The organism is Pseudomonas sp. BE134 (assembly GCF_031456105.1).
Classification (GTDB): domain Bacteria; phylum Pseudomonadota; class Gammaproteobacteria; order Pseudomonadales; family Pseudomonadaceae; genus Aquipseudomonas.
Window position 1 is genome coordinate 248184 of record NZ_JAVDUA010000002.1, and the last position, 20315, is coordinate 268498.

Annotated in this window: 17 protein-coding genes; 7 read left to right on the forward strand and 10 right to left on the reverse strand. The window is 59.8% G+C overall.

What is annotated here, in order from left to right; genetic code table 11:
* Positions 1–28: 28 nt before the first annotated feature.
* Positions 29–1426 (forward strand): NorM family multidrug efflux MATE transporter, encoded by a 1398-nt coding sequence (locus J2Y56_RS03225; RefSeq protein WP_310333382.1) that lies wholly within the window; start codon positions 29–31, stop codon positions 1424–1426.
* Between the two features lie 106 nt (positions 1427–1532).
* On the opposite strand, the gene J2Y56_RS03230 is transcribed toward J2Y56_RS03225, so the two are convergent.
* On the reverse strand, positions 1533–3206 hold the full coding sequence (locus J2Y56_RS03230) for a bifunctional diguanylate cyclase/phosphodiesterase (RefSeq protein WP_310333381.1): 1674 nt from the start codon (positions 3204–3206) through the stop codon (positions 1533–1535).
* Positions 3207–3470: 264 nt separating this feature from the next.
* On the opposite strand from J2Y56_RS03230, the gene rep reads away from it, so the two are divergent.
* Together rep and J2Y56_RS03240 are read left to right on the forward strand one after the other, a co-directional pair.
* Positions 3471–5480, forward strand: a complete 2010-nt coding sequence (rep, locus tag J2Y56_RS03235) for a DNA helicase Rep (protein WP_310348619.1) — start codon at positions 3471–3473, stop codon at positions 5478–5480.
* Positions 5481–5549: 69 nt separating this feature from the next.
* Complete coding sequence (locus J2Y56_RS03240) at positions 5550–6122, forward strand: xanthine phosphoribosyltransferase (protein ID WP_027926370.1); 573 nt, start codon at positions 5550–5552, stop codon at positions 6120–6122.
* 127 nt (positions 6123–6249) lie between these two features.
* Here the strand turns inward: J2Y56_RS03240 and J2Y56_RS03245 are convergent, their stop codons facing one another.
* The 7 genes from J2Y56_RS03245 to dadA all read right to left on the reverse strand — a co-directional run bounded on the left by J2Y56_RS03245 (position 6250) and on the right by dadA (position 14215).
* Positions 6250–8172, reverse strand: a complete 1923-nt coding sequence (locus J2Y56_RS03245) for an acetyl-CoA hydrolase/transferase C-terminal domain-containing protein (RefSeq protein WP_310348621.1) — start codon at positions 8170–8172, stop codon at positions 6250–6252.
* A 179-nt stretch (positions 8173–8351) separates the two neighbouring features.
* Positions 8352–9668, reverse strand: a complete 1317-nt coding sequence (ltrA, locus tag J2Y56_RS03250) for a group II intron reverse transcriptase/maturase (RefSeq protein WP_310348624.1) — start codon at positions 9666–9668, stop codon at positions 8352–8354.
* Between the two features lie 471 nt (positions 9669–10139).
* Positions 10140–10553, reverse strand: coding sequence for a cytochrome c5 family protein (locus J2Y56_RS03255; protein WP_033049513.1), 414 nt, complete (start codon positions 10551–10553; stop codon positions 10140–10142).
* A gap of 184 nt (positions 10554–10737) precedes the next feature.
* Entirely contained in the window at positions 10738–11286 is a 549-nt protein-coding gene (locus J2Y56_RS03260; protein WP_007947433.1) for a cupin domain-containing protein, read from the reverse strand.
* A 128-nt stretch (positions 11287–11414) separates the two neighbouring features.
* On the reverse strand, positions 11415–12488 hold the full coding sequence (alr, locus tag J2Y56_RS03265) for an alanine racemase (protein ID WP_007947434.1): 1074 nt from the start codon (positions 12486–12488) through the stop codon (positions 11415–11417).
* Positions 12489–12585: 97 nt separating this feature from the next.
* Positions 12586–12939: a RidA family protein gene (locus J2Y56_RS03270; protein WP_150780172.1), complete on the reverse strand. Its 354-nt coding sequence runs from the start codon at positions 12937–12939 to the stop codon at positions 12586–12588.
* Positions 12911–14215 (reverse strand): D-amino acid dehydrogenase, encoded by a 1305-nt coding sequence (gene dadA / locus J2Y56_RS03275; protein ID WP_150780173.1) that lies wholly within the window; start codon positions 14213–14215, stop codon positions 12911–12913. The genes J2Y56_RS03270 and dadA overlap by 29 nt, the downstream gene beginning before the upstream one ends.
* Before the next feature lie 156 nt (positions 14216–14371).
* Between dadA and J2Y56_RS03280 the strand changes: the two genes are divergently transcribed.
* Positions 14372–14860, forward strand: a complete 489-nt coding sequence (locus J2Y56_RS03280; protein WP_003177284.1) for an Lrp/AsnC ligand binding domain-containing protein — start codon at positions 14372–14374, stop codon at positions 14858–14860.
* A gap of 6 nt (positions 14861–14866) precedes the next feature.
* On the opposite strand, the gene J2Y56_RS03285 is transcribed toward J2Y56_RS03280, so the two are convergent.
* The gene (locus tag J2Y56_RS03285; protein ID WP_007947437.1) at positions 14867–15220 is read right to left on the reverse strand and encodes a YkgJ family cysteine cluster protein; all 354 of its coding nucleotides are present in this window, start codon (positions 15218–15220) and stop codon (positions 14867–14869) included.
* Between the two features lie 147 nt (positions 15221–15367).
* On the opposite strand from J2Y56_RS03285, the gene J2Y56_RS03290 reads away from it, so the two are divergent.
* Positions 15368–16681 (forward strand): FAD-binding oxidoreductase, encoded by a 1314-nt coding sequence (locus tag J2Y56_RS03290; protein WP_310348629.1) that lies wholly within the window; start codon positions 15368–15370, stop codon positions 16679–16681.
* Positions 16682–16807: 126 nt separating this feature from the next.
* On the opposite strand, the gene J2Y56_RS03295 is transcribed toward J2Y56_RS03290, so the two are convergent.
* Positions 16808–17053 carry a DUF1127 domain-containing protein gene (locus tag J2Y56_RS03295; protein ID WP_150780175.1) on the reverse strand — a complete coding sequence of 82 codons (246 nt, stop codon included), beginning with the start codon at positions 17051–17053 and terminating at the stop codon, positions 16808–16810.
* A gap of 179 nt (positions 17054–17232) precedes the next feature.
* Here J2Y56_RS03295 and J2Y56_RS03300 point away from each other — a divergent pair, with 179 nt between their 5' ends.
* Together J2Y56_RS03300 and J2Y56_RS03305 are read left to right on the forward strand one after the other, a co-directional pair.
* A complete protein-coding gene (locus J2Y56_RS03300; RefSeq protein WP_007947440.1) occupies positions 17233–18654 on the forward strand; it encodes a PLP-dependent aminotransferase family protein in 1422 nt (473 codons plus the stop codon).
* 60 nt (positions 18655–18714) lie between these two features.
* Positions 18715–20283, forward strand: a complete 1569-nt coding sequence (locus J2Y56_RS03305) for a phospholipase D family protein (protein WP_310348634.1) — start codon at positions 18715–18717, stop codon at positions 20281–20283.
* Positions 20284–20315 lie beyond the last annotated feature (32 nt).

A 20315-nucleotide genomic window follows, 5' to 3' on the forward strand; every position in this document is an offset into this window, starting at 1 on the left:
TTCTCTTTGATAATCGAGCGTGATGATCATGAAGCATCCAGCGCGTATTGAACTCCGGGCCATTCTGCGGCTGGCGGGGCCGTTGATTGCCTCGCAGTTGGCGCACATGCTGATGGTCCTCACCGACACATTGATGATGGCACGCCTGAGTCCCGAAGCACTGGCCGGCGGCAGTCTGGGCGCGGCGACCTACTCGTTTGTAGCGTTCTTTTGCATAGGCGTTATCGCCGCCGTTGGCACTCTGGTATCCATCCGTCAGGGCGCGGGCGATACCGTCGGCGCTGCGCGGCTGACCCAGGCCGGACTGTGGCTGGCGTGGTTGATGGCGCTGGTGGCCGGGCTGTTGTTGTGGAACCTCAAACCGGTGTTGCTGCTGTTCGGTCAGACAGAAAGCAACGTACAAGCGGCCGGGCAGTTTCTGCTGATTCTGCCGTTCGCCCTCCCCGGTTACCTGAGTTTCATGGCCCTGCGCGGTTTTACCAGCGCCATTGGCCGCGCCACGCCGGTCATGGTGATCAGCCTTGGCGGCACCGTGGCCAACTTCCTGCTCAACTATGCGTTGATCACCGGGATGTTCGGCCTGCCGAAACTCGGCCTGATGGGCATCGGGCTGGTGACGGCGATTGTCGCCAACCTGATGGCATTGGCGCTGGCGCTGCACATTCGTCGGCATCCGGCGTATGACGCCTATCCCTTGCGCCAGGGCCTGTCACGGCCAAACCGCCAGTACTTGAAAGAGCTGTGGCGTCTTGGCCTGCCGATTGGCGGCACGTATGCGGTGGAGGTCGGGTTGTTTGCGTTCGCCGCGCTGTGCATGGGCACCATGGGCAGCACGCAACTGGGGGCTCACCAGATCGCCCTGCAAATCGTATCGGTCGCGTTCATGATTCCGGCGGGGCTTTCTTACGCGATCACCATGCGGATCGGCCAGCATTATGGCGCCGGGCAGTTGCTGGATGCGCGACTGGCCGGACGAGTCGGCATTGCCTTCGGCGCGGCGGCGATGCTGGGTTTTGCGATGGTTTTCTGGCTGTTGCCAAATCAGTTGATCGGCTTGTTCCTGGATCACAACGACCCGGCGTTTCGCCCGGTCATTGAACTGGCCGTGAACCTGTTGGCGGTGGCGGCCTGGTTCGAACTGTTCGACGGTACACAAACCATCGCAATGGGCTGCATACGCGGGCTCAAGGACGCCAAGACCACATTCCTGGTCGGCTTGGGTTGCTACTGGCTGATTGGCGCACCGGCCGCGTGGTGGATGGCCTTTCATATGCACTGGGGGGCGACGGGCGTCTGGTGGGGGTTGGCGCTTGGGCTGGCGTGCGCGGCGGTGAGTCTGACGCTGGCGTTTGAATGGAAGATGAAGCGGATGATTCGGCGAGAGCCAACGTTGCAGCAGCGGTTCCAGGTCCCCCAGCCAGAATGAGATCCCCTGTGTGCGAGCCTGCTCGCGAAGGGGCCGTGTCAGTCGACCTCTACGTTGACTGACGCTCCGCCTTCGCGAGCAGGCTCGCTCCCACATTGGTTTGTGGTTAATTCACCACTTCTAGCATCGGCTGCTGGCGACTGTCGAAGGTCAGATATTTAACCAACTCCGCCAGCGGCAACGGCTTGCTGATCAGATAACCCTGCACCTGATCGCAGCCAAACCCACGCAACAAATCCAGCTGTTCCGCTGTTTCGACCCCCTCAGCAACCACCTCAAGATTGAGGTTGTGCGCCAGGTTGATCATCGCGTGGACCAGTTTGCGATTCTCTTCACGCTCTTCCATGCCGCCGACAAAACTCTTGTCGACCTTGAGCAGCGCAATTGGCAGGCTGTTGAGGTGCACGAAGGACGAGAACCCGGTGCCGAAGTCATCCAGCGAGAAGCGCACGCCCAGGCGTCCGAGGGCGTCCATGGTTTGCTTGACCAGATCGCTGCGGCGCATCACGGCAGTTTCGGTCAGTTCGAACTCCAGCCACTGCGCTTCGACGCCGCGTTCGGCAATCAACCGGCTCAACGTGGAGAGCAATTGGCTGTCCTGGAATTGGCGGAATGACAGGTTTATCGCCATGTGCAACGCTGGCAAACCCAGTTCGCGCAAAGCTTGCATGTCCCGCAGCGCCCGGGAAATCACCCAGTAACCCAGCGGCACGATCAAACCGCTTTGCTCGGCCAGCGGGACGAATTCGCTCGGTGGCAACAAACCGCGCTCGGCATGGCGCCAGCGCACCAAGGCTTCGAGACCGACGATCTGGCCGTCGGCAAGGTTCAGCCGCGGCTGGTAATGCAGTTCCAGTTCGTCACGGCGCAAGGCCCGGCGCAGCTCGCTTTCTAGGTCGGCCATGCTGCGGGCATTGCGGTTGATCCGTTCGTTAAAGATATGAAAAGTGCAGCCTTGCGTGCTCTTGGCTTGCTGCATCGCGATGTGCGCGTGCCACATCAGCGGGTCGGCGCCGGCCTGAGCCCGGGCGTGGGCAATGCCCAGACTGGAACCGATCAACAGGCTTTCACCGTCGACCCAGTACGGTTCAGCCAGCGCCTCGGTGATGCGTTCGGCCATCCACTCGGCGCGCTGAGGCGCACGGCGGGTGTCGATCAGCAAGGCAAATTCATCACTGCCCAGGCGCGCCAGTTGATCGCCGGCCTCAAGCTGGCTTTTCAACCGTGCGACCACTTGCAGAATCAAGCGGTCGCCGGCCTGGTGGCCGAGGGCATCGTTGGCGTGACGGAAGTTGTCGAGATCAAGGTGACCAAGGGCCAGGCCGCGGCCGTCGTTTTCCGCCAGACGCGCTGCCAGCAGGGTCTGAAATCCCTGGCGGTTGGCAATGCCGGTCAACGGATCTTGCTCGGCCAGGCGCTGCAAAGTGTTTTCCAGCAGGCCACGCTCCCGCACATGCCGCAGGCACCGGCGCAGCATGCCGGCATCGAGCAGATCTCGCACCAGCCAGTCACTCACGCCATCGGGCGTCACCAGGGGCTCATGCTCGACCAGTAACACCGTCGGTAAATTGCAACGGCCAGGCAGCGGCTGAAGTCCAGGAACAGTCAATAACACCGCGTTGCGGTTGTCATCGAACAAACTGCTGACCGAGTCCCAGCTCGGCGCGCAGATGAGCACGGCCGAGCTCCCCATCGGAGCCAGACACTCACGCAACAACGCTACCCACGCTGGCTCTTCGGCCAGTAGCAGCAAACGCAAGGGTTCGACAGGCGTAGACAAGCTGACTCCCTAGACTCTGCAAGGATGTAGGCGGCTGGCATTATGCCGCGCCGGTTACCAATGACCAAATGACATCGGTTATCAAACGCGCAATTGTGTCTGGAATCCGAACATTAGCCGCACATTCACCGCGCATCCTGCTTGAAAGTATCTAAACCGGCAATTAGAGAAAGCATGTTGCGTCACAAGTCGGACAGAGCAGCACAATTCGCTGAGCCTGTTAAAATGCCGGCCCATTTCACAAAATGACTCCCTGAATTCTGTATGTCCCGACTCAATCCCCGGCAGCAAGAAGCCGTGAGCTACGTCGGCGGCCCTCTTTTGGTGCTCGCCGGCGCAGGCTCCGGCAAGACCAGTGTGATCACGCGCAAGATCGCGCACCTGATCCAGAGTTGCGGCATCCGCGCCCAGTACATTGTCGCCATGACCTTTACCAACAAGGCGGCGCGCGAGATGAAGGAACGGGTGGGTACCCTGCTCAAGGGCGGCGAAGGCCGTGGCCTGACGGTGTGCACCTTCCACAACCTGGGCCTGAACATCATCCGCAAAGAACACGTACGGCTGGGCTACAAACCGGGCTTTTCGATCTTTGACGAGACTGACGTCAAAGCCTTGATGACCGACATCATGCAAAAGGAATACGCAGGCGACGACGGCGTCGACGAGATCAAGAACATGATCGGTTCGTGGAAAAACGACCTGATCCTGCCCGCCGAAGCCCTGGAAAATGCGCGCAACCCCAAAGAACAAACCGCCGCCATCGTCTACACCCACTACCAGCGAACGCTCAAGGCGTTCAACGCGGTGGACTTCGACGACCTGATCCTGCTGCCGGTGAAGCTGTTCCAGGAACACGCCGACATCCTCGAAAAGTGGCAGAACAAAGTCCGCTACCTGCTGGTGGACGAATACCAGGACACCAACGCCAGTCAGTATTTGCTGGTGAAATTGCTGATCGGCACGCGAAACCAATTCACCGTGGTGGGCGACGATGACCAGTCGATCTACGCCTGGCGTGGCGCGCGTCCAGAAAACCTGATGCTGCTCAAGGACGATTACCCGTCCCTGAAAGTTGTCATGCTGGAGCAAAACTACCGTTCCACCAGCCGCATCCTGCGTTGCGCCAACGTGCTGATCTCGAACAACCCGCACGAATTCGAGAAGCAGCTGTGGAGCGAGATGGGCCACGGCGACGAGATTCGCGTGATCCGCTGCCGCAACGAAGACGCCGAAGCCGAGCGCGTGGCCGTCGAACTGCTGACCCTGCACCTGCGCACAGACCGGCCGTACAGCGATTTCGCGATCCTGTATCGCGGTAACTACCAGGCCAAGCTGATTGAGTTGAAGCTGCAGCACCACCAGATTCCGTATCGCCTGTCCGGCGGCAACAGCTTTTTCGGGCGTCAGGAAGTGAAAGACCTGATGGCCTACTTCCGTCTGATCGTGAACCCGGACGATGACAACGCCTTCCTGCGGGTGATCAACGTCCCACGCCGGGAAATCGGCTCGACCACGCTGGAGAAGCTCGGCAACTACGCAACCGAACGCAAAATCTCGATGTACGCCGCCACCGACGAAATTGGCCTGGGCGAGCATCTGGACACGCGCTTCACCGATCGCCTGTCGCGCTTCAAGCGCTTTATGGACAGGGTCCGCGAGCAATGCGCCGGCGAAGACCCGATCTCGGCGCTGCGCAGCATGGTCATGGACATCGACTACGAGAACTGGCTGCGCACCAACAGCTCCAGCGACAAGGCGGCCGATTACCGCATGGGGAACGTCTGGTTCCTGATCGAGGCGTTGAAAAACACCCTGGAGAAAGACGAAGAAGGCGAGATGACCGTCGAAGACGCCATCGGCAAACTTGTCCTGCGCGACATGCTGGAACGTCAGCAGGAAGAGGAAGACGGCGCCGAAGGTGTGCAGATGATGACGCTGCACGCCTCCAAAGGCCTGGAATTCCCGTACGTATTCATCATGGGCATGGAAGAGGAAATCCTCCCGCACCGCTCCAGCATCGAAGCCGACACCATCGAGGAAGAACGCCGTCTGGCCTACGTCGGGATTACCCGAGCGCGTCAGACACTGGCCTTCACCTTCGCTGCCAAGCGCAAGCAATACGGCGAGATCATCGACTGCGCGCCAAGCCGCTTCCTCGATGAGCTACCGCCGGACGATCTGGCCTGGGAAGGTAATGACGACACCCCCGTTGAAGTCAAAGCCGTTCGCGGAAATACCGCATTGGCAGATATACGGGCGATGTTAAAGCGCTAGAATTGCCTACTTTTTAACCGAACACTATTTACAAGCTAGACGCACATGGCGTCAGTAGAGGAAAGCTTCATGGAAGCACTGCACCAGAAAATTCGCGAACAAGGCATCGTGCTTTCCGATCAGGTCCTGAAAGTCGACGCCTTTCTGAACCACCAGATCGACCCGGCGCTGATGAAGCTGATTGGCGACGAGTTCGCTGCACTGTTCAAGGACTCGGGCATCACCAAGATCGTCACCATCGAAGCCTCGGGCATCGCACCGGCGATCATGACCGGTCTGAACCTCGGCGTACCGGTGATCTTCGCCCGCAAGCAGCAGTCCCTGACCCTGACTGAAAACCTGCTGTCGGCGACCGTTTACTCATTCACCAAGAAAACCGAAAGCACCGTGGCGATCTCCCCGCGCCACCTGACCAGCAGCGACCGTGTGCTGATCATCGATGACTTCCTGGCCAACGGTAAGGCGTCGCAAGCGCTGATCTCGATCATCAAACAGGCCGGCGCCACCGTGGCCGGTTTGGGAATCGTGATCGAAAAGTCGTTCCAGGGTGGTCGTGCGGAACTGGATGCGCAGGGTTATCGCGTGGAATCCCTGGCTCGCGTGCAATCGCTGGCCGGCGGCGTCGTGACCTTCATCGAATAGCCAGCAGCGCCGCATTTCCCTGTGGGAGCCAGCCTGCTGGCGATGGCGTCGTGTCAGTCAACATCTTCATGACTGACAGACGCCCATCGCCAGCAGGCTGGCTCCCACCGTTGTTTTGTGTTGGCTGTTATTGCGTGGTGGCCTTGAGGCCGGTGAGCAGTAGCCGCTGCAACAAATCTTCCTTCAATCCCTCAGGATTGGTCAGTTGCATCCGCTCCAGATGCTCGGGAAACATCGAAGCCTCTGGCGCATCCAGCGCTGCTTTCCCCAACTCCAGAATCTCGGCCAGTTTGAACTTGCTCTTCAGCCAGTTCAGCGCCCGCAACACGTCGCGTTCCACCTCGGTGAAATCACAGCCCAGCGGATATTCCGGAAACAGGTGTGGGTGCCGCGCCTGAATCGCCTGTAAACGCTCTGGACTGTTATCGGCAAAGCGTGGATCGATGCAAAAATCTTTGGGCAACTTACCCACGCTCTGCGCTTGCTCGATCAACCCCGACTGAAACCGTGAATCGCTAATATTGAGCAACGCCTCGATCACCGCCGCATCGGTCTTGCCACGCAAGTCGGCGATGCCGTATTCGGTGACCACAATGTCCCGCAGATGCCTTGGGATCGTGCAGTGGCCGTACTCCCAGACAATGTTCGAGCTGACCTCCCCGCCCGCCTCGCGCCAGCTGCGCAGCAACAGTATCGAACGCGCGCCTTCCAGTGCATGGCCCTGGGCGACGAAGTTGTATTGCCCGCCCACGCCGCTGAGCACCCGCCCGTCTTGCAGCTGATCGGCCACGCCGGCACCAAGCAAGGTCATGATGAACACGGTGTTGATGAAGCGCGCATCGAGGCGCTGCAAACGCTTGAGCTCTTCCTGACCGTACAGCTCGTTGATGTAGCTGATGCGGGTCATGTTGAATTCGAGGCGCTTGCTTTGCGGCAGCTCCCTCAAGCGCTCGTAGAAGCTACGCGGCCCGAGGAAAAAACCGCCGTGGACCGAGATGCCATCGGTTTGCGCGGCTTCATCGAGGGTGCCGGCGTTCGCCTGTTGCTGAGTCGGCACATCCGGGTAGACCTTGCGCCGCACGATCCCGGCGTCGGACAGCACCAGCAAGCCGTTGACGAACATTTCGCTGCAACCGTACAGGCCTTTGGCGAACGGTTCGAGGCCGCCTTCGCGGTCGATCAACTGCGCCCACTGACTGAGATTCACATCCGCCAGCAACGCCTTGTATCCGACATTGTCATCCTGCCGCGCCAGCAACGCAGCGGTCAGCGCATCGCCCATGGCGCCGATGCCAATTTGCAATGTGCCGCCATCGCGCACCAGCGCACTGGCGTGCAGGCCTATGAAGTGGTCCTGGAAGCCCACCGGCATGTTCGGCGTGGAAAACAGCGTGGTGCTGTCCTTCTCGTGGATCAGCAGGTCGAAGGTGTCGATGCCGATTTCGGCGTCGCCGGGCATGTAGGGCAAGTCGTTGTGCACCTGGCCCACCAGCAGGATGGTCTCCCCCGCCGCCCGGCGTTTGGCGATCATCGGGAACAGGTCGAGGGTGATGTCCGGGTTGCAGCTCAGGCTCAGACGATCCGGGTGCTCGGGGTGGCTGGCCACCAGCTGTGCGACCAGGTTCAAACCGGCGGCGTTGATGTCCCGCGCGGCGTGGCTGTAGTTGCTGCTGACGTAATCCTGTTGGGCCGATGCACTATGCAGCAGACTCCCCGGCTGCATGAAAAATTGCTGGATGTGAATGTTCGGCGGCAGATTGTCTTTATGCAGGCCCTCCAGAAAATCCAGTTCCGGATAGTCACCGAACACCCGTTCGATAAAAGGCTCAAGAAAGCGCTTCTGCAAACCATCGCCCAAGGCAGGGCGGCCCAGGCACAGTGCGGTGTAGATCGTCAGCCGCCGCTCCGGCAATAGCGCAATACGCTGGTACAGCGCGTTGACGAAGTGGTTGGGTTTGCCCAGGCCGAGGGGCAGTCCCATGTGGATATGCGCCGGCAGGCGTGCCAACACGTCATCCACCGCTTGCTCGATAGAACACAGCTGCACCATCTGATCCTCCCTTGACATTCCGTGAATAGGGGTTGGACCGAGCTTGCCGGGTCTTTGCTGCAATGAACAGTCTCAGGCACAAATCGCAGGCATCGGCATAGGGGGCGACCTTCACAGGCCGCTCCCCTGCCACACCACCCGGCATGCGGGTCCGCACCGGGCGGTTCGAGAGATTGAGGTTATGAAAGACGCACTAATCCCAGCCTGTCGAACCACGCAATAGTAAGCACGCGATTCAGCGCAAGACGACTGTTATGCCACCAGCGAGAGGTGTTCCCTGCCACCTTCTGCGCCACTTGGTTACTCGCGCCAAGTGCTCGCAGCTCACGGTACGTCGTCGTTCCACGCTTCCATTGTTTTAGTTGGATCGCTCGCAGTCGATGTCGCAGCCATTCGTCCAGCTCGCGCCAGACGGCAGGGGTTTGCGACAGTCCGAAGTAAGCTTTCCAGCCCAAAATGTAAGGTCGCAGCTCATCGGCAATCTGCTGCAAGCCACGGCCACACGAGCGCCGGGTGTACCAGCGTATTCGTTGCTTGAATTGCTTCAGCGCTTTATAGGACACAGCTCGTTTGACGTCGCCGCGGGCCGACCAGAACTCGTAGCCCAGAAACTTACGACCAAATGCGCTCGTCACTGCACTTTTACTTTCGTTAACGCTCAAGTGAAGCTTTTCATAAAGGCGCCTCAGCAAGGTCATCACTCGGAGCCCTGCTTTATGACTGCGAACATACACATTCGCATCATCGGCATAGCGCACAAAACAATGACCTCGACGCTCAAGCTCACGATCCACCTCGTCCAGCAGCACATTCGCCAGAAACGGCGACAACGGACCGCCTTGCGGCGCCCCGCAACGGCTTTTCTCGACCACTCCATTGATCATCGTCCCAGCGTCCAGATAAGTCCGAATCAGTCGGATAACCGCCCGATCCAGAATCCGTTTGCGTAAACGGTCCATCAAGATGTCGTGATCGACTCGGTCGAAAAACTTCTCCAGATCAACGTCCACCACCACTTCGCGCCCAGAAGATACGTAGCGCTGGGCCGCCAAAACGGCGTCCTGCGCACGACGCCCCGGACGAAAGCCGTAACTGTGCTCACTGAAAGTGGGATCGACTAGCGGCTGCACAATTTGCAGCAACGCTTGCTGGATCAAACGGTCAGTGACCGTCGGGATACCCAACTCGCGTTCGCCGCCGTCAGGTTTGGGGATTACTACGCGCTTTACCGGACCGGGCCGGTAGGCACCTGAAAGAAGCTGCTCACGAATCTTCGGCCATTGGCTCAGAAGGTGTTCGGCGGTCCGTTCAATATCCAGACCATCGACTCCCGCTGCACCTTTGTTGGCCTTGACCCGCTTCCATGCCCGCTTCAGGTTTTCTCTCGCAAAGGCCCGCTCCAGCAGCCCTTGCCCTGCGTTATCGGATTCATCTTGCGGGCGATTGACCTCGTCGCTGACAGGACTTCTCACGGCTTCACCGCTCGTTATCTCCATCCGCCCCGCGTTCGGCAGGCATCTGACTTCCGGTCTTTCGCATCAACATGGCCTATAGCGCTTTCTCTCGTTCGGCCCTTCGTCAAAAAAAAGACTACTACGGCCTCTGCTGACTTCTCGCTCCGACTGGCGCCGTCGCCCTTTCAGGCATAAAGCGAGATCTCCCCAGGTAAGAACGCAATCCTTCACCACACAACCGCCGGATTTACGCAGCCTGATCCTTGACCACAAGAGCTTCGCGGTTTTGTGCCCGCTCGCCCTGATCGGCTTCGCCTTTCATCCGGTTCTTGTACATCGGCTCATGGCTTCGATTCACGCTTCCTCCCCACACTCGGTCGCCCTAGTGCAGTTGCGCTTCACTTCGTTCGCTGTGGTCAGCTTACGGCGGGACTCACACCCGCAAGATTGCGCCCATGCTGGGCGCACACAAAAAAAACCGCTCGAAAGCGGTTTTTTGCTGAAGACGTGGGCTTATTTCAGGCCGGACATCTTCTGGATGGCGCCTTTGAGGTCGGCGTCGGAGCAATCGGCGCAAGTGCCTTTAGGCGGCATCGCGTTGATACCGGTAATGGCTTTGGCCAGGATGCCGTCGAGACCGCCCTGGTGATCGGCACGTTCCTTCCAGGCTGCGGTGTCACCGATTTTCGGTGCGCCCAGCAGGCCGGAGCCGTGGCAAGCGTTGCAATGTTTTGCAATCACTGAGTCAGGGGTTTTGGCATCTCCACCACCCGCAGAAACAGCAACTTCCATCCCCTTGCACTCTTTGCCCTGAACACAAACCTGGCCGACTGGCTCAAGGCGTTTGGCAATATCGTCGTTCGTCGCAGCTTGAGCGCTGACAGCCCAAAGGGCCAATACGGTTGCTGGTACAGCCAGCATTTTCATAATTAGGTTCACGCGTTCACCCTCAATGGTGGCTAGTCACGCCTACGGCCACGGTTCGCAGGCGGGCGCAAGTATAGCGGTAAGCCCGCCACACTGAAACAACCCCAAAGTCGAAGGGGTCTTATGCAACAGTGGAAAAACTCCCCCGGGTGTCTCGGCCTGACTGGCAAAGCGCCTTCTTTTCCTAGAAATTCGCCGGTGTCGCTGCGCTGATTAGTCGCGCTGGCGCATCGAACGGATTTCGAAAACGATGCGGCTTGGTACTTTCAAAGTAGTAGCTATCGCCGGCTTCGAGCACAAAAGTTTCCAGCCCGACCACCAGTTCCAGTCGACCCTCCACCAAAATGCCGGTTTCCTCGCCCTCATGGGTGAGCATCTCGTCACCGGTGTCGGCGCCTGGCGGGTAGATTTCATTCAGAAAAGCGATAGCCCGGCTCGGATGCGCCCGGCCGACCAGTTTCATGGTCACGGCGCCGTCGGAAATGTCGATCAGCTCGTTGGCCTTGTAGACGATCTGCGTCGGTTTTTCCTGCAGGATTTCTTCAGAAAAGAACTCGACCATGGACATGGGAATCCCGCCCAGTACTTTGCGCAGCGAACTGATCGAGGGACTGACGCTGTTCTTCTCGATCATCGAAATCGTGCTGTTGGTCACACCCGCGCGCTTGGCGAGCTCACGCTGCGAAAGGCCTTTGAGCTTACGGATGGATTGCAGTCGTTCACCGACGTCCAATGCTAGCGCCTCCAGGGATTCAGGTTGTTGGAATATTGAGCGTTATCATGGCGACAGCGTTCAGTATTTACAACACTTGGGCCTGAATCCTGTGGAGTGACGCGACTTTCGGTTTCGACCGCAGGCTGTCAGCCCTCGGAATAGAGCAGTGGCACCCGGCGCAGGTTGCAGAAAATCTGATAAGGAATCGTGTCCGCTGCCGCCGCCACTTCGCTGGCGAGGATGTTTTTGCCCCATAACTCGACAGTCGAACCGAGGCCGGCTTGCGGCACATCGGTCAGGTCGATGCAGAGCATGTCCATCGACACCCGGCCGATCAACTGGCTGCGTTGTCCGGCGACCATGACCGGCGTACCGGTCGGCGCGTGACGCGGATACCCGTCGGCATAGCCCATGGCGACCACGCCAACGCGCATCGGCTTGGGTGTGATAAACCGGGCGCCGTAACCGATCGGCTCGCCGGCCGGCAGCTCACGCACGCAAATCACTTTCGATTCCAGGGTCATCACCGGATGCAGGCGAGCGGCCACGGTGTTGGCTTCTTCGAACGGCGTCGCGCCATACAGCATGATGCCAGGGCGAACCCAATCACTCGGGATCTGCGGCCAACCCAGCACGGCTGGCGAATTGCGCAAGCTGACTTCCGCCGACAAGCCTTTACGCGCGGCTTCGAATACCGCGACCTGCTCAGCGCTGGACTGTTCGTGCAGTTCATCGGCCCGGGCGAAGTGGCTCATCAGCACAACTTTCGCGACCTTTCCGCTGGCCAGGAGCCGTTGGTAGGCCTCCTGATAATCCTTTGGATGCAGGCCGACACGGTGCATGCCTGAATCGAGCTTGAGCCAGACGGTGATTGGCTTGCTCAGCGTGGCCTTTTCAATGGCTTCGAGTTGCCACAGCGAGTGCACCACGCACCAGAAATCGTGCTCGACGATCAGCGACAACTCATCAGCTTCGAAGAACCCTTCGAGCAGCAATACCGGCTCCCGAATACCCGCCGCACGCAACTCCAACGCCTCTTCGATACAGGCCACGGCAAAACCGTCAGCCTCGGCTTCCAGCGCCTGGGCGCAACGCACCGCGCCATGGCCGTAGGCATCGGCCTTGATCACCGCAAGGGCCTTGGCCCCGGTGATTTCACGGGCGATCCGGTAGTTGTGACGCAGGGCTTGAAGGTCGATCAGGGCACGGGCTGGACGCATGGCGGCAGACTTCTAGGCGGTCATGGGAATAAAAAACCGGCGCTGGCTGGCGGCGTGAACCGCCAACAGCACCGGCAGAGGGATCTTGCTGAATCTTTTACGGCAGAGCGGCGACAACCGACAGCTCGACCAGAATTTCTGGCTCACACAGCTTCGATTCAACGGTCGCACGTGCCGGGGCCACGCCTTTTGGCAGCCACTTGTCCCAGACGGCGTTCATGCCTTCGAAGTGTGCATCAATGTCTTTCAGGTAAATCGTCACCGACAACAGGTTGTTCTTGTCGGTGCCCGCCAGATCGAGCAAACGCTCGATGTTGGCGAGGGTTTCACGGGTCTGCTGCTCAATCCCGGCGCTCATGTCATCGCCGACCTGCCCCGCCAGATACACGGTGCCGTTGTGGCTGACGATCTGACTCATGCGCTCATTGGTGAGCTGGCGCTGGATTGCCATGTTTTGCGGACTCCTGGGTCTTGCTGCCGTAACGGGAAATATCGAGGCCTTCGGCGCTGATCTGCGGCGCTTTCTTCGCTATCAGGTCCGCCAGCAAACGACCGGAGCCACAGGCCATGGTCCAGCCGAGCGTGCCGTGACCGGTGTTCAGAAACAGATTCTTGAACGGTGTCGCGCCAACGATCGGCGTGCCGTCCGGAGTGGTCGGACGCAAGCCGGTCCAGAAACTGGCCTGGGCCAGATCGCCGCCCTGAGGATAAAGGTCGTTGACGATCATCTCCAGGGTTTCGCGCCGACGCGGGTTCAGCGACAGGTCAAAACCGGCGATTTCAGCCATGCCGCCGACGCGGATGCGGTTGTCGAAACGGGTGATCGCGACCTTGTAGGTCTCGTCGAGAATGGTCGAGGTCGGGGCCATTGCCGGGTTGGTGATCGGCACAGTCAGTGAGTAACCCTTGAGCGGGTACACCGGCGCCTTGATACCCAGCGGCTTGAGCAGTTGCGGCGAGTAGCTGCCGAGTGCCAGGACGTAGCGGTCAGCGGTTTCCAGCTTGCCGTCGATCCACACGCCGTTGATGCGATCACCGGCGTAATCGAGCTTCTGAATATCCTGGCCGAAGCGGAACTCCACGCCGAGTTTCACCGCCATTTCGGCCAAGCGAGTGGTGAAGATCTGGCAGTCGCCGGTCTGGTCGTTCGGCAGGCGCAGGGCACCGGCGAGGATGTCGGTGACGGCGGCCAGCGCCGGTTCAACGCGGGCGATGCCGGCGCGGTCGAGCAGTTCAAACGGAACACCGGACTCTTTGAGCACCGCGATGTCTTTCGCGGCGCCGTCCAGTTGAGCCTGGGTGCGGAACAGTTGGGTCGTGCCAAGGCTACGGCCTTCGTAGGCGATGCCGGTTTCGGCGCGCAATTCGTCGAGGCAGTCACGGCTGTACTCGGAGAGGCGGACCATGCGTTCCTTGTTCACCGCGTAACGGCTGGCGGTGCAGTTGCGCAGCATCTGCGCCATCCACAAGTACTGATCGATGTCGGCAGTGGCCTTGATCGCCAACGGTGCGTGGCGCTGCAACAGCCACTTGATAGCCTTGAGCGGCACACCCGGCGCCGCCCACGGCGAGGCATAACCTGGCGAAACCTGCCCGGCGTTGGCGAAACTGGTCTCCATGGCAGCGGCCGGCTGACGGTCCACGACCACTACTTCAAACCCGGCCCGAGCCAGATAGTAAGCACTGGCGGTACCGATGACGCCGCTACCCAAGACCATAACGCGCATTTTATATCCCTCATCGCGGCATACCGCTGACGTGTGTTGTATTCAAACAGTGATGTGCGCAGTGTAAAAAAGATTAGCCAGTGTTTTTCACTATATAAGCAGCTATATTTGGCGACAATTCTCGGCAAAAACCCTTTTCACGGAGGCGCATCCCCTATGCGTACCAACACTCAGACCAAGCGAGAACTGGACAAGATCGACCGCAACATCCTGCGGATCCTGCAAGCGGACGGACGCATCTCCTTCACGGAGCTGGGGGAAAAGGTCGGGCTCTCCACCACGCCGTGCACTGAGCGGGTGCGGCGCCTGGAGCGGGAAGGGATCATCATGGGCTACAACGCCCGGCTCAATCCGCAGCATTTGAAAGGTAGTCTGCTGGTGTTCGTCGAGATCAGTCTTGACTACAAATCCGGCGATACCTTCGAAGAGTTTCGACGCGCGGTGCTGAAACTGCCGCACGTACTGGAATGTCACCTGGTATCAGGGGACTTCGACTATCTGGTGAAAGCGCGGATTTCCGAGATGGCCTCGTACCGCAAGTTGCTGGGGGACATCCTGCTCAAGTTGCCGCATGTACGCGAATCCAAGAGCTACATCGTGATGGAAGAGGTGAAAGAGAGCTTGAGTTTGCCGATTCCGGATTGATAGTTCCTAAACCAAGACCTGCCGGGTGGAGGCCATGTACTCATGAATCTGCTTCTCCACCCGAGGATGAATCAACTCCACCGGCCCCCGCCCATTCGGGCAGGGCAAGGTCTTGGTAGTGCCAAACAACCGACAAATCAGCGGGCGCTCGTCATACACCGTGCAACCGTTGGGCCCCAGGTGCACGCAATTGAGCTCATCCATCGCCGCATCCTGCTCGGCGCGGGTCTTGCGCGGCAGGCGCGACATTTCTTCCGGCGAGGTGGTCACCGGCCCACAGCAGTCATGGCAGCCGGGCACGCACTCGAACGAGGGGATCTGCTGTCGTAGCGTGCGGATTTTCTGGCTGTTGCAGCTCATTGAAGCAGTGACCAAAAGCGGAATAGAGCGCGATTCTGAAGCAAAGGCGCCAATCCATACAGCGCAAGCCGACCAATGTTGCCCGCATCAGAAGGTCCGGCTTATGCTCCGTCAAATTTTCCAGACGCCAGAATCGGAAACACGCACATGAACGCCGGTGCCCAGCAATCCGTTCCAATACACCAGCACATCGCCTCCTATTACGCCGCCAGCAGCCTGGCGCAGCCCGACTATCCGGTGCTCAGAGGTGATCTGGTAGCGGATGTGTGCGTGGTCGGCGGCGGGTTCTCCGGGCTCAACACAGCGCTTGAACTGGCTGAACGTGGCTTGACTGTCATCCTGCTCGAAGCCCGAAAAATCGGCTGGGGCGCCAGCGGGCGCAATGGCGGGCAATTGATTCGGGGCGTCGGTCATGGCCTCGATCAATTCGCCAATGTGATTGGCGCAGACGGCGTGCGCCAGATGAAACTCATGGGCCTTGAGGCGGTGGAAATCGTCCGCCAGCGCGTCGCACGTTTTCAGATCCCCTGCGACCTGACCTGGGGCTACTGCGACCTGGCAAACAAGCCGCGCGAACTCGATGGCTTCGCCGAAGACGCCGAAGAGCTGCGCAGTCTCGGTTACCGTTATGAAACCCGCCTGCTGCAAGCCAATGAAATGCACTCGGTGTTGGGTTCCGACCGTTACGTCGGCGGTTTGATCGACATGGGCTCGGGGCATCTGCATCCGCTGAACCTGGCGCTGGGCGAAGCGGCGGCGGCCGAGGAAATGGGGGCGATACTGTTCGAACAATCGGCGGTCACCCGCATCGATTACGGCCCCGAGATCAAAGTCCACACAGCCCAAGGCTCGGTCCGCGCGAAGACTCTGGTGCTAGGCTGCAACGCCTACCTCAACGAACTCAATTCCGAGCTCAGCGGCAAAGTGCTGCCTGCCGGCAGTTACATCATTGCCACCGAGCCCTTGAGTAAAGAACAGGCGCACGCCTTGCTGCCGCAGAACATGGCGGTCTGCGATCAGCGGGTGGCACTGGATTACTACCGGCTCTCGGCGGACCGACGCTTGCTGTTTGGTGGCGCCTGTCATTATTCAGGCCGCGATCCGAAAGACATCGCCGCGTACATGCGACCGAAGATGCTCGAAGTGTTCCCGCAATTGGGCGAGGTGAAGATCGACTATCAATGGGGCGGAATGATCGGCATCGGCGCCAACCGGCTGCCGCAGATCGGCCGGCTTAAAGACCAGCCGAATGTGTATTACGCCCAGGCCTATTCCGGTCACGGGGTGAATGCCACGCATCTGGCGGGCAAGTTGCTGGCCGAGGCGATCAGTGGGCAGCAGAGTGGCGGGTTTGATCTGTTTGCCAAGGTGCCACACATCACCTTCCCGGGCGGGAAGCATTTGCGCTCGCCGCTATTGGCGTTGGGGATGCTTTGGCATCGGCTTAAAGAGTTGGTCTGAAAGGTATTCGGTGCCTGTTCCGGCTCCATCGCGAGCAGGCTCACTCCTACAGGGGATTTGTGAACGACACAGATCAACTGTGGGAGCGAGCCTGCTCGCGAATGGCCCGGGAGAACACCACAAAAATCAGATCCTCCAGAAAGGCTTAAGCCCCTCCTCCCGCGCCTGTTCCCGCGTCAGTCCCACATCCCTGAGCTGCTCCGGCGTCAGCGCCAGCAACGCCTTGCGCGTATGCAGACGATGCCAGAACAGACCCCAGTGACTCAGGCCGGACGGCGCGTTGCGCAGCTGCGCCTCACGTGCACCGTTTTCCTGCCCTCTCACCAGTTCCTGACTGTGTAACGTCAGCCGCACATCGCTCAAGCCGTTCATTTTGATTGCTCCTGTTTACTTGGGTAGCCAGAGCTTTCATGATGCGTGGACGACGAAAAGCGATACAGATTCAACTAGAAAGAATTAACTCCATACAGATTTTGCGTTTTAGCGTCTGAATCCTGATTTTTGCCTCGATCTGTATTGGTTTACGGAATCACCCATACCGAGACTGCACCATGACCCTTTACGTCAACCTCGCCGAATTGCTCGGCACGCGTATCGAACAGGGCTTCTACCGCCCCGGTGACCGGCTGCCCTCGGTGCGGGCGCTGAGTGTCGAACATGGCGTCAGCCTGAGCACCGTGCAGCAGGCCTATCGCGTGCTGGAAGACAGTGGTCTGGCAACGCCGAAACCCAAGTCGGGCTACTTCGTGCCGGTGGGTCGCGATCTGCCGGAGCTGCCAGCCATTGGCCGCCCGGCCCAGCGACCGGTGGATATTTCGCAGTGGGATCAAGTACTGGAGCTGATTCGCGCGGTGCCGCGCAAAGATGTGGTGCAACTGGGTCGCGGCATGCCGGACATCACCACCCCGACCATGAAGCCGCTGCTGCGCAACCTCGCACGTATCAGCCGCCGGCAAGACATGCCCGGTCTGTATTACGACAACATCCACGGCACCCTCGAACTGCGCGAACAGATCGCGCGCTTGATGCTCGATTCCGGGTGCCAGTTAAGCGCCAGCGATCTGGTGGTCACGACCGGCTGCCATGAAGCGCTGTCCACCAGCATCCGGGCGATCTGCGAGCCGGGGGACATTGTGGCCGTGGACTCGCCGAGCTTTCACGGCGCCATGCAGACCCTCAAGGGGTTGGGCATGAAGGCGCTGGAAATCCCTACCGACCCGCTCACCGGCATCAGCCTCGATGCGCTGGAACTGGCCCTGGAACAGTGGCCGATCAAAGTCATACAGTTGACCCCCAACTGCAACAACCCGCTGGGCTACATCATGCCAGAGTCGCGCAAACGCGCGTTGTTGACACTCGCACAGCGTTTCGATGTGGCGATTATCGAGGACGATGTGTATGGCGAACTGGCCTACACCTATCCGCGCCCACGCACGATCAAATCCTTCGACGAAGACGGTCGTGTCCTGCTCTGCAGTTCTTTTTCCAAGACGTTGGCCCCCGGATTACGCATCGGCTGGGTAGCGCCCGGCCGGTATCTGGAACGGGTGCTGCACATGAAATACATCAGCACCGGCTCCACCGCGCCACAACCGCAGATTGCGATTGCCGAATTTCTCAAGTCCGGGCATTTCGAGCCACATTTGCGACGGATGCGCACGCAATACCAGCGCAATCGCGACGTGATGATCGACTGGATCACGCGCTACTTCCCAGCCGGCACTCGCGCCAGTCGCCCACAAGGCAGCTTCATGTTGTGGGTTGAGCTGCCAGAAGGCTTCGACACCTTGAAACTGAATCGCGCCCTGCATGATCAGGGCGTACAGATTGCTGTTGGCAGCATCTTTTCCGCATCGGGCAAGTACCGCAACTGCCTGCGCATGAACTACGCTGCCAAGCCAACGCCGCAGATCGAAGAAGCGGTGCGCAAGGTCGGTGCCGCGGCCATCAAGCTTTTAGCGGAAACTGACTGACTTTTCTCGGGAAACCCGCGTCCATATGCCGCCTATTGCCGCCAATCGGAACGATCCCACTTGAGAGTCAGACAACCCCTGCTTTCTCTTCTGCTATTCGCCTCGCTCCTCAGCGGCTGCGCCAGCGTTGACGTTCAGCGCCAGCCGAGTCAGACGCTGCCCGCCAGCGACTCGGCGTTTGGCCGGTCGGTCCAGGCGCAGGCCGCGCCGCATGAGGGCCGGTCGGGTTTTCGCCTGCTGTCCGACAGCACCGAAGCCTTCACCGCCCGCGCCGAACTGATCCGCAATGCGCAAAGCAGCCTCGATTTGCAGTACTACATCGTGCATGACGGTATCAGCACGCGGATGCTGGTGGAGGAACTGCTCAAAGCCGCTGATCGCTGCGTGCGCGTCAGGGTGTTGCTGGACGACACCACCAGCGATGGCCAGGACCTGCTCATCGCCACCCTCGCTGCCCACCCGCACATCCAGATTCGCGTGTTCAACCCGTTGCACCTGGGGCGAAGCACCGGTGTGACGCGCACCATGGGCCGCCTGTTCAACCTGTCGCAGCAACACCGGCGCATGCATAACAAGCTGTGGCTGGCGGACAACAGCATGGCGATCGTTGGTGGGCGTAATCTGGGCGACGAGTATTTCGATGCCGAGCCCAACCTGAACTTCACCGACATCGACATGCTCGGCGTCGGCCCGATAGCCGAACAACTCGGGCACAGTTTTGATCAGTACTGGAACAGCGCGCTGAGCAAGCCGATCGAACAATTCCTGTCCAGCAAACCGACGGCCGGGGACCTGCAAAACACCCGAGCCCGCCTGGAGGCATCGCTCGCTGAGACGCGCAAACAGAACCATGCGCTGTATCAGCAACTGATGACCTTCAAGACGCACCCGCGCCTGGACATCTGGCGTCGAGAATTGATCTGGGCCCGGGGGCAGGCGTTGTGGGACGCACCGAGCAAGGTGCTGGCAGACGGCGAGCCGGACCCGCACTTGTTGCTGACCACGCAACTGGCGCCCGAGCTCAACGGCGTGAGCAAAGAGCTGATCATGACCTCGGCCTACTTCGTCCCCGGCCAGCCGGGCCTGGTGTACCTGACCGGGCGCGCCGACGCCGGGGTATCCGTGAGTTTGCTGACCAACTCACTGGAAGCCACCGACGTACCCGCTGTGCACGGCGGTTATGCGCCGTATCGCAAGGCGCTGCTGGAACACGGCGTGAAGTTGTTCGAACTGCGGCGCCAACCGGGTGAAGGCGGAGGCAGTGGGCCGCACTTTTTCGGACGCTCCGGCTCCCAAGGCTCCGACTCCAGCCTGCACAGCAAGGCGATGATCTTCGACCAGCAAAAGTCCTTCGTTGGCTCGTTCAATTTCGATCCGCGCTCGGTGCTGTGGAACACCGAAGTCGGGGTGCTGGTGGACAGTCCCGAGCTGGCCGCGCATGTGCGCGACCTGGCGATGCAGGGCATGGCGCCAACGCTGAGTTATGAGGCGAAGCTGGAGGATGGCAAGGTGGTTTGGGTCACCGAAGACGACGGCAAGTTACATACCTTGACCAGGGAACCGGGGAGCTGGTGGCGACGGTTTAATGCGTGGATGAGCACCACGGTCGGCCTGGAGCGGATGTTGTAGCAGCTGGCGAAGCCTGCGTTCGGCTGCGCAGC

Coding starts and splice junctions, on each gene's coding strand:
- J2Y56_RS03225 (WP_310333382.1), top strand. CDS start 29: ATGAAGCATCCAGCGCGTATTGAACTCCGGGCCATTCTGCGGCTGGCG.
- rep (WP_310348619.1), top strand. CDS start 3,471: ATGTCCCGACTCAATCCCCGGCAGCAAGAAGCCGTGAGCTACGTCGGC.
- J2Y56_RS03240 (WP_027926370.1), top strand. CDS start 5,550: ATGGAAGCACTGCACCAGAAAATTCGCGAACAAGGCATCGTGCTTTCC.
- J2Y56_RS03245 (WP_310348621.1), bottom strand. CDS start 8,172: ATGGTGCAGCTGTGTTCTATCGAGCAAGCGGTGGATGACGTGTTGGCA.
- ltrA (WP_310348624.1), bottom strand. CDS start 9,668: ATGGAGATAACGAGCGGTGAAGCCGTGAGAAGTCCTGTCAGCGACGAG.
- J2Y56_RS03255 (WP_033049513.1), bottom strand. CDS start 10,553: ATGAAAATGCTGGCTGTACCAGCAACCGTATTGGCCCTTTGGGCTGTC.
- alr (WP_007947434.1), bottom strand. CDS start 12,488: ATGCGTCCAGCCCGTGCCCTGATCGACCTTCAAGCCCTGCGTCACAAC.
- J2Y56_RS03270 (WP_150780172.1), bottom strand. CDS start 12,939: ATGGCAATCCAGCGCCAGCTCACCAATGAGCGCATGAGTCAGATCGTC.
- dadA (WP_150780173.1), bottom strand. CDS start 14,215: ATGCGCGTTATGGTCTTGGGTAGCGGCGTCATCGGTACCGCCAGTGCT.
- J2Y56_RS03280 (WP_003177284.1), top strand. CDS start 14,372: ATGCGTACCAACACTCAGACCAAGCGAGAACTGGACAAGATCGACCGC.
- J2Y56_RS03285 (WP_007947437.1), bottom strand. CDS start 15,220: ATGAGCTGCAACAGCCAGAAAATCCGCACGCTACGACAGCAGATCCCC.
- J2Y56_RS03290 (WP_310348629.1), top strand. CDS start 15,368: ATGAACGCCGGTGCCCAGCAATCCGTTCCAATACACCAGCACATCGCC.
- J2Y56_RS03295 (WP_150780175.1), bottom strand. CDS start 17,053: ATGAACGGCTTGAGCGATGTGCGGCTGACGTTACACAGTCAGGAACTG.
- J2Y56_RS03300 (WP_007947440.1), top strand. CDS start 17,233: ATGACCCTTTACGTCAACCTCGCCGAATTGCTCGGCACGCGTATCGAA.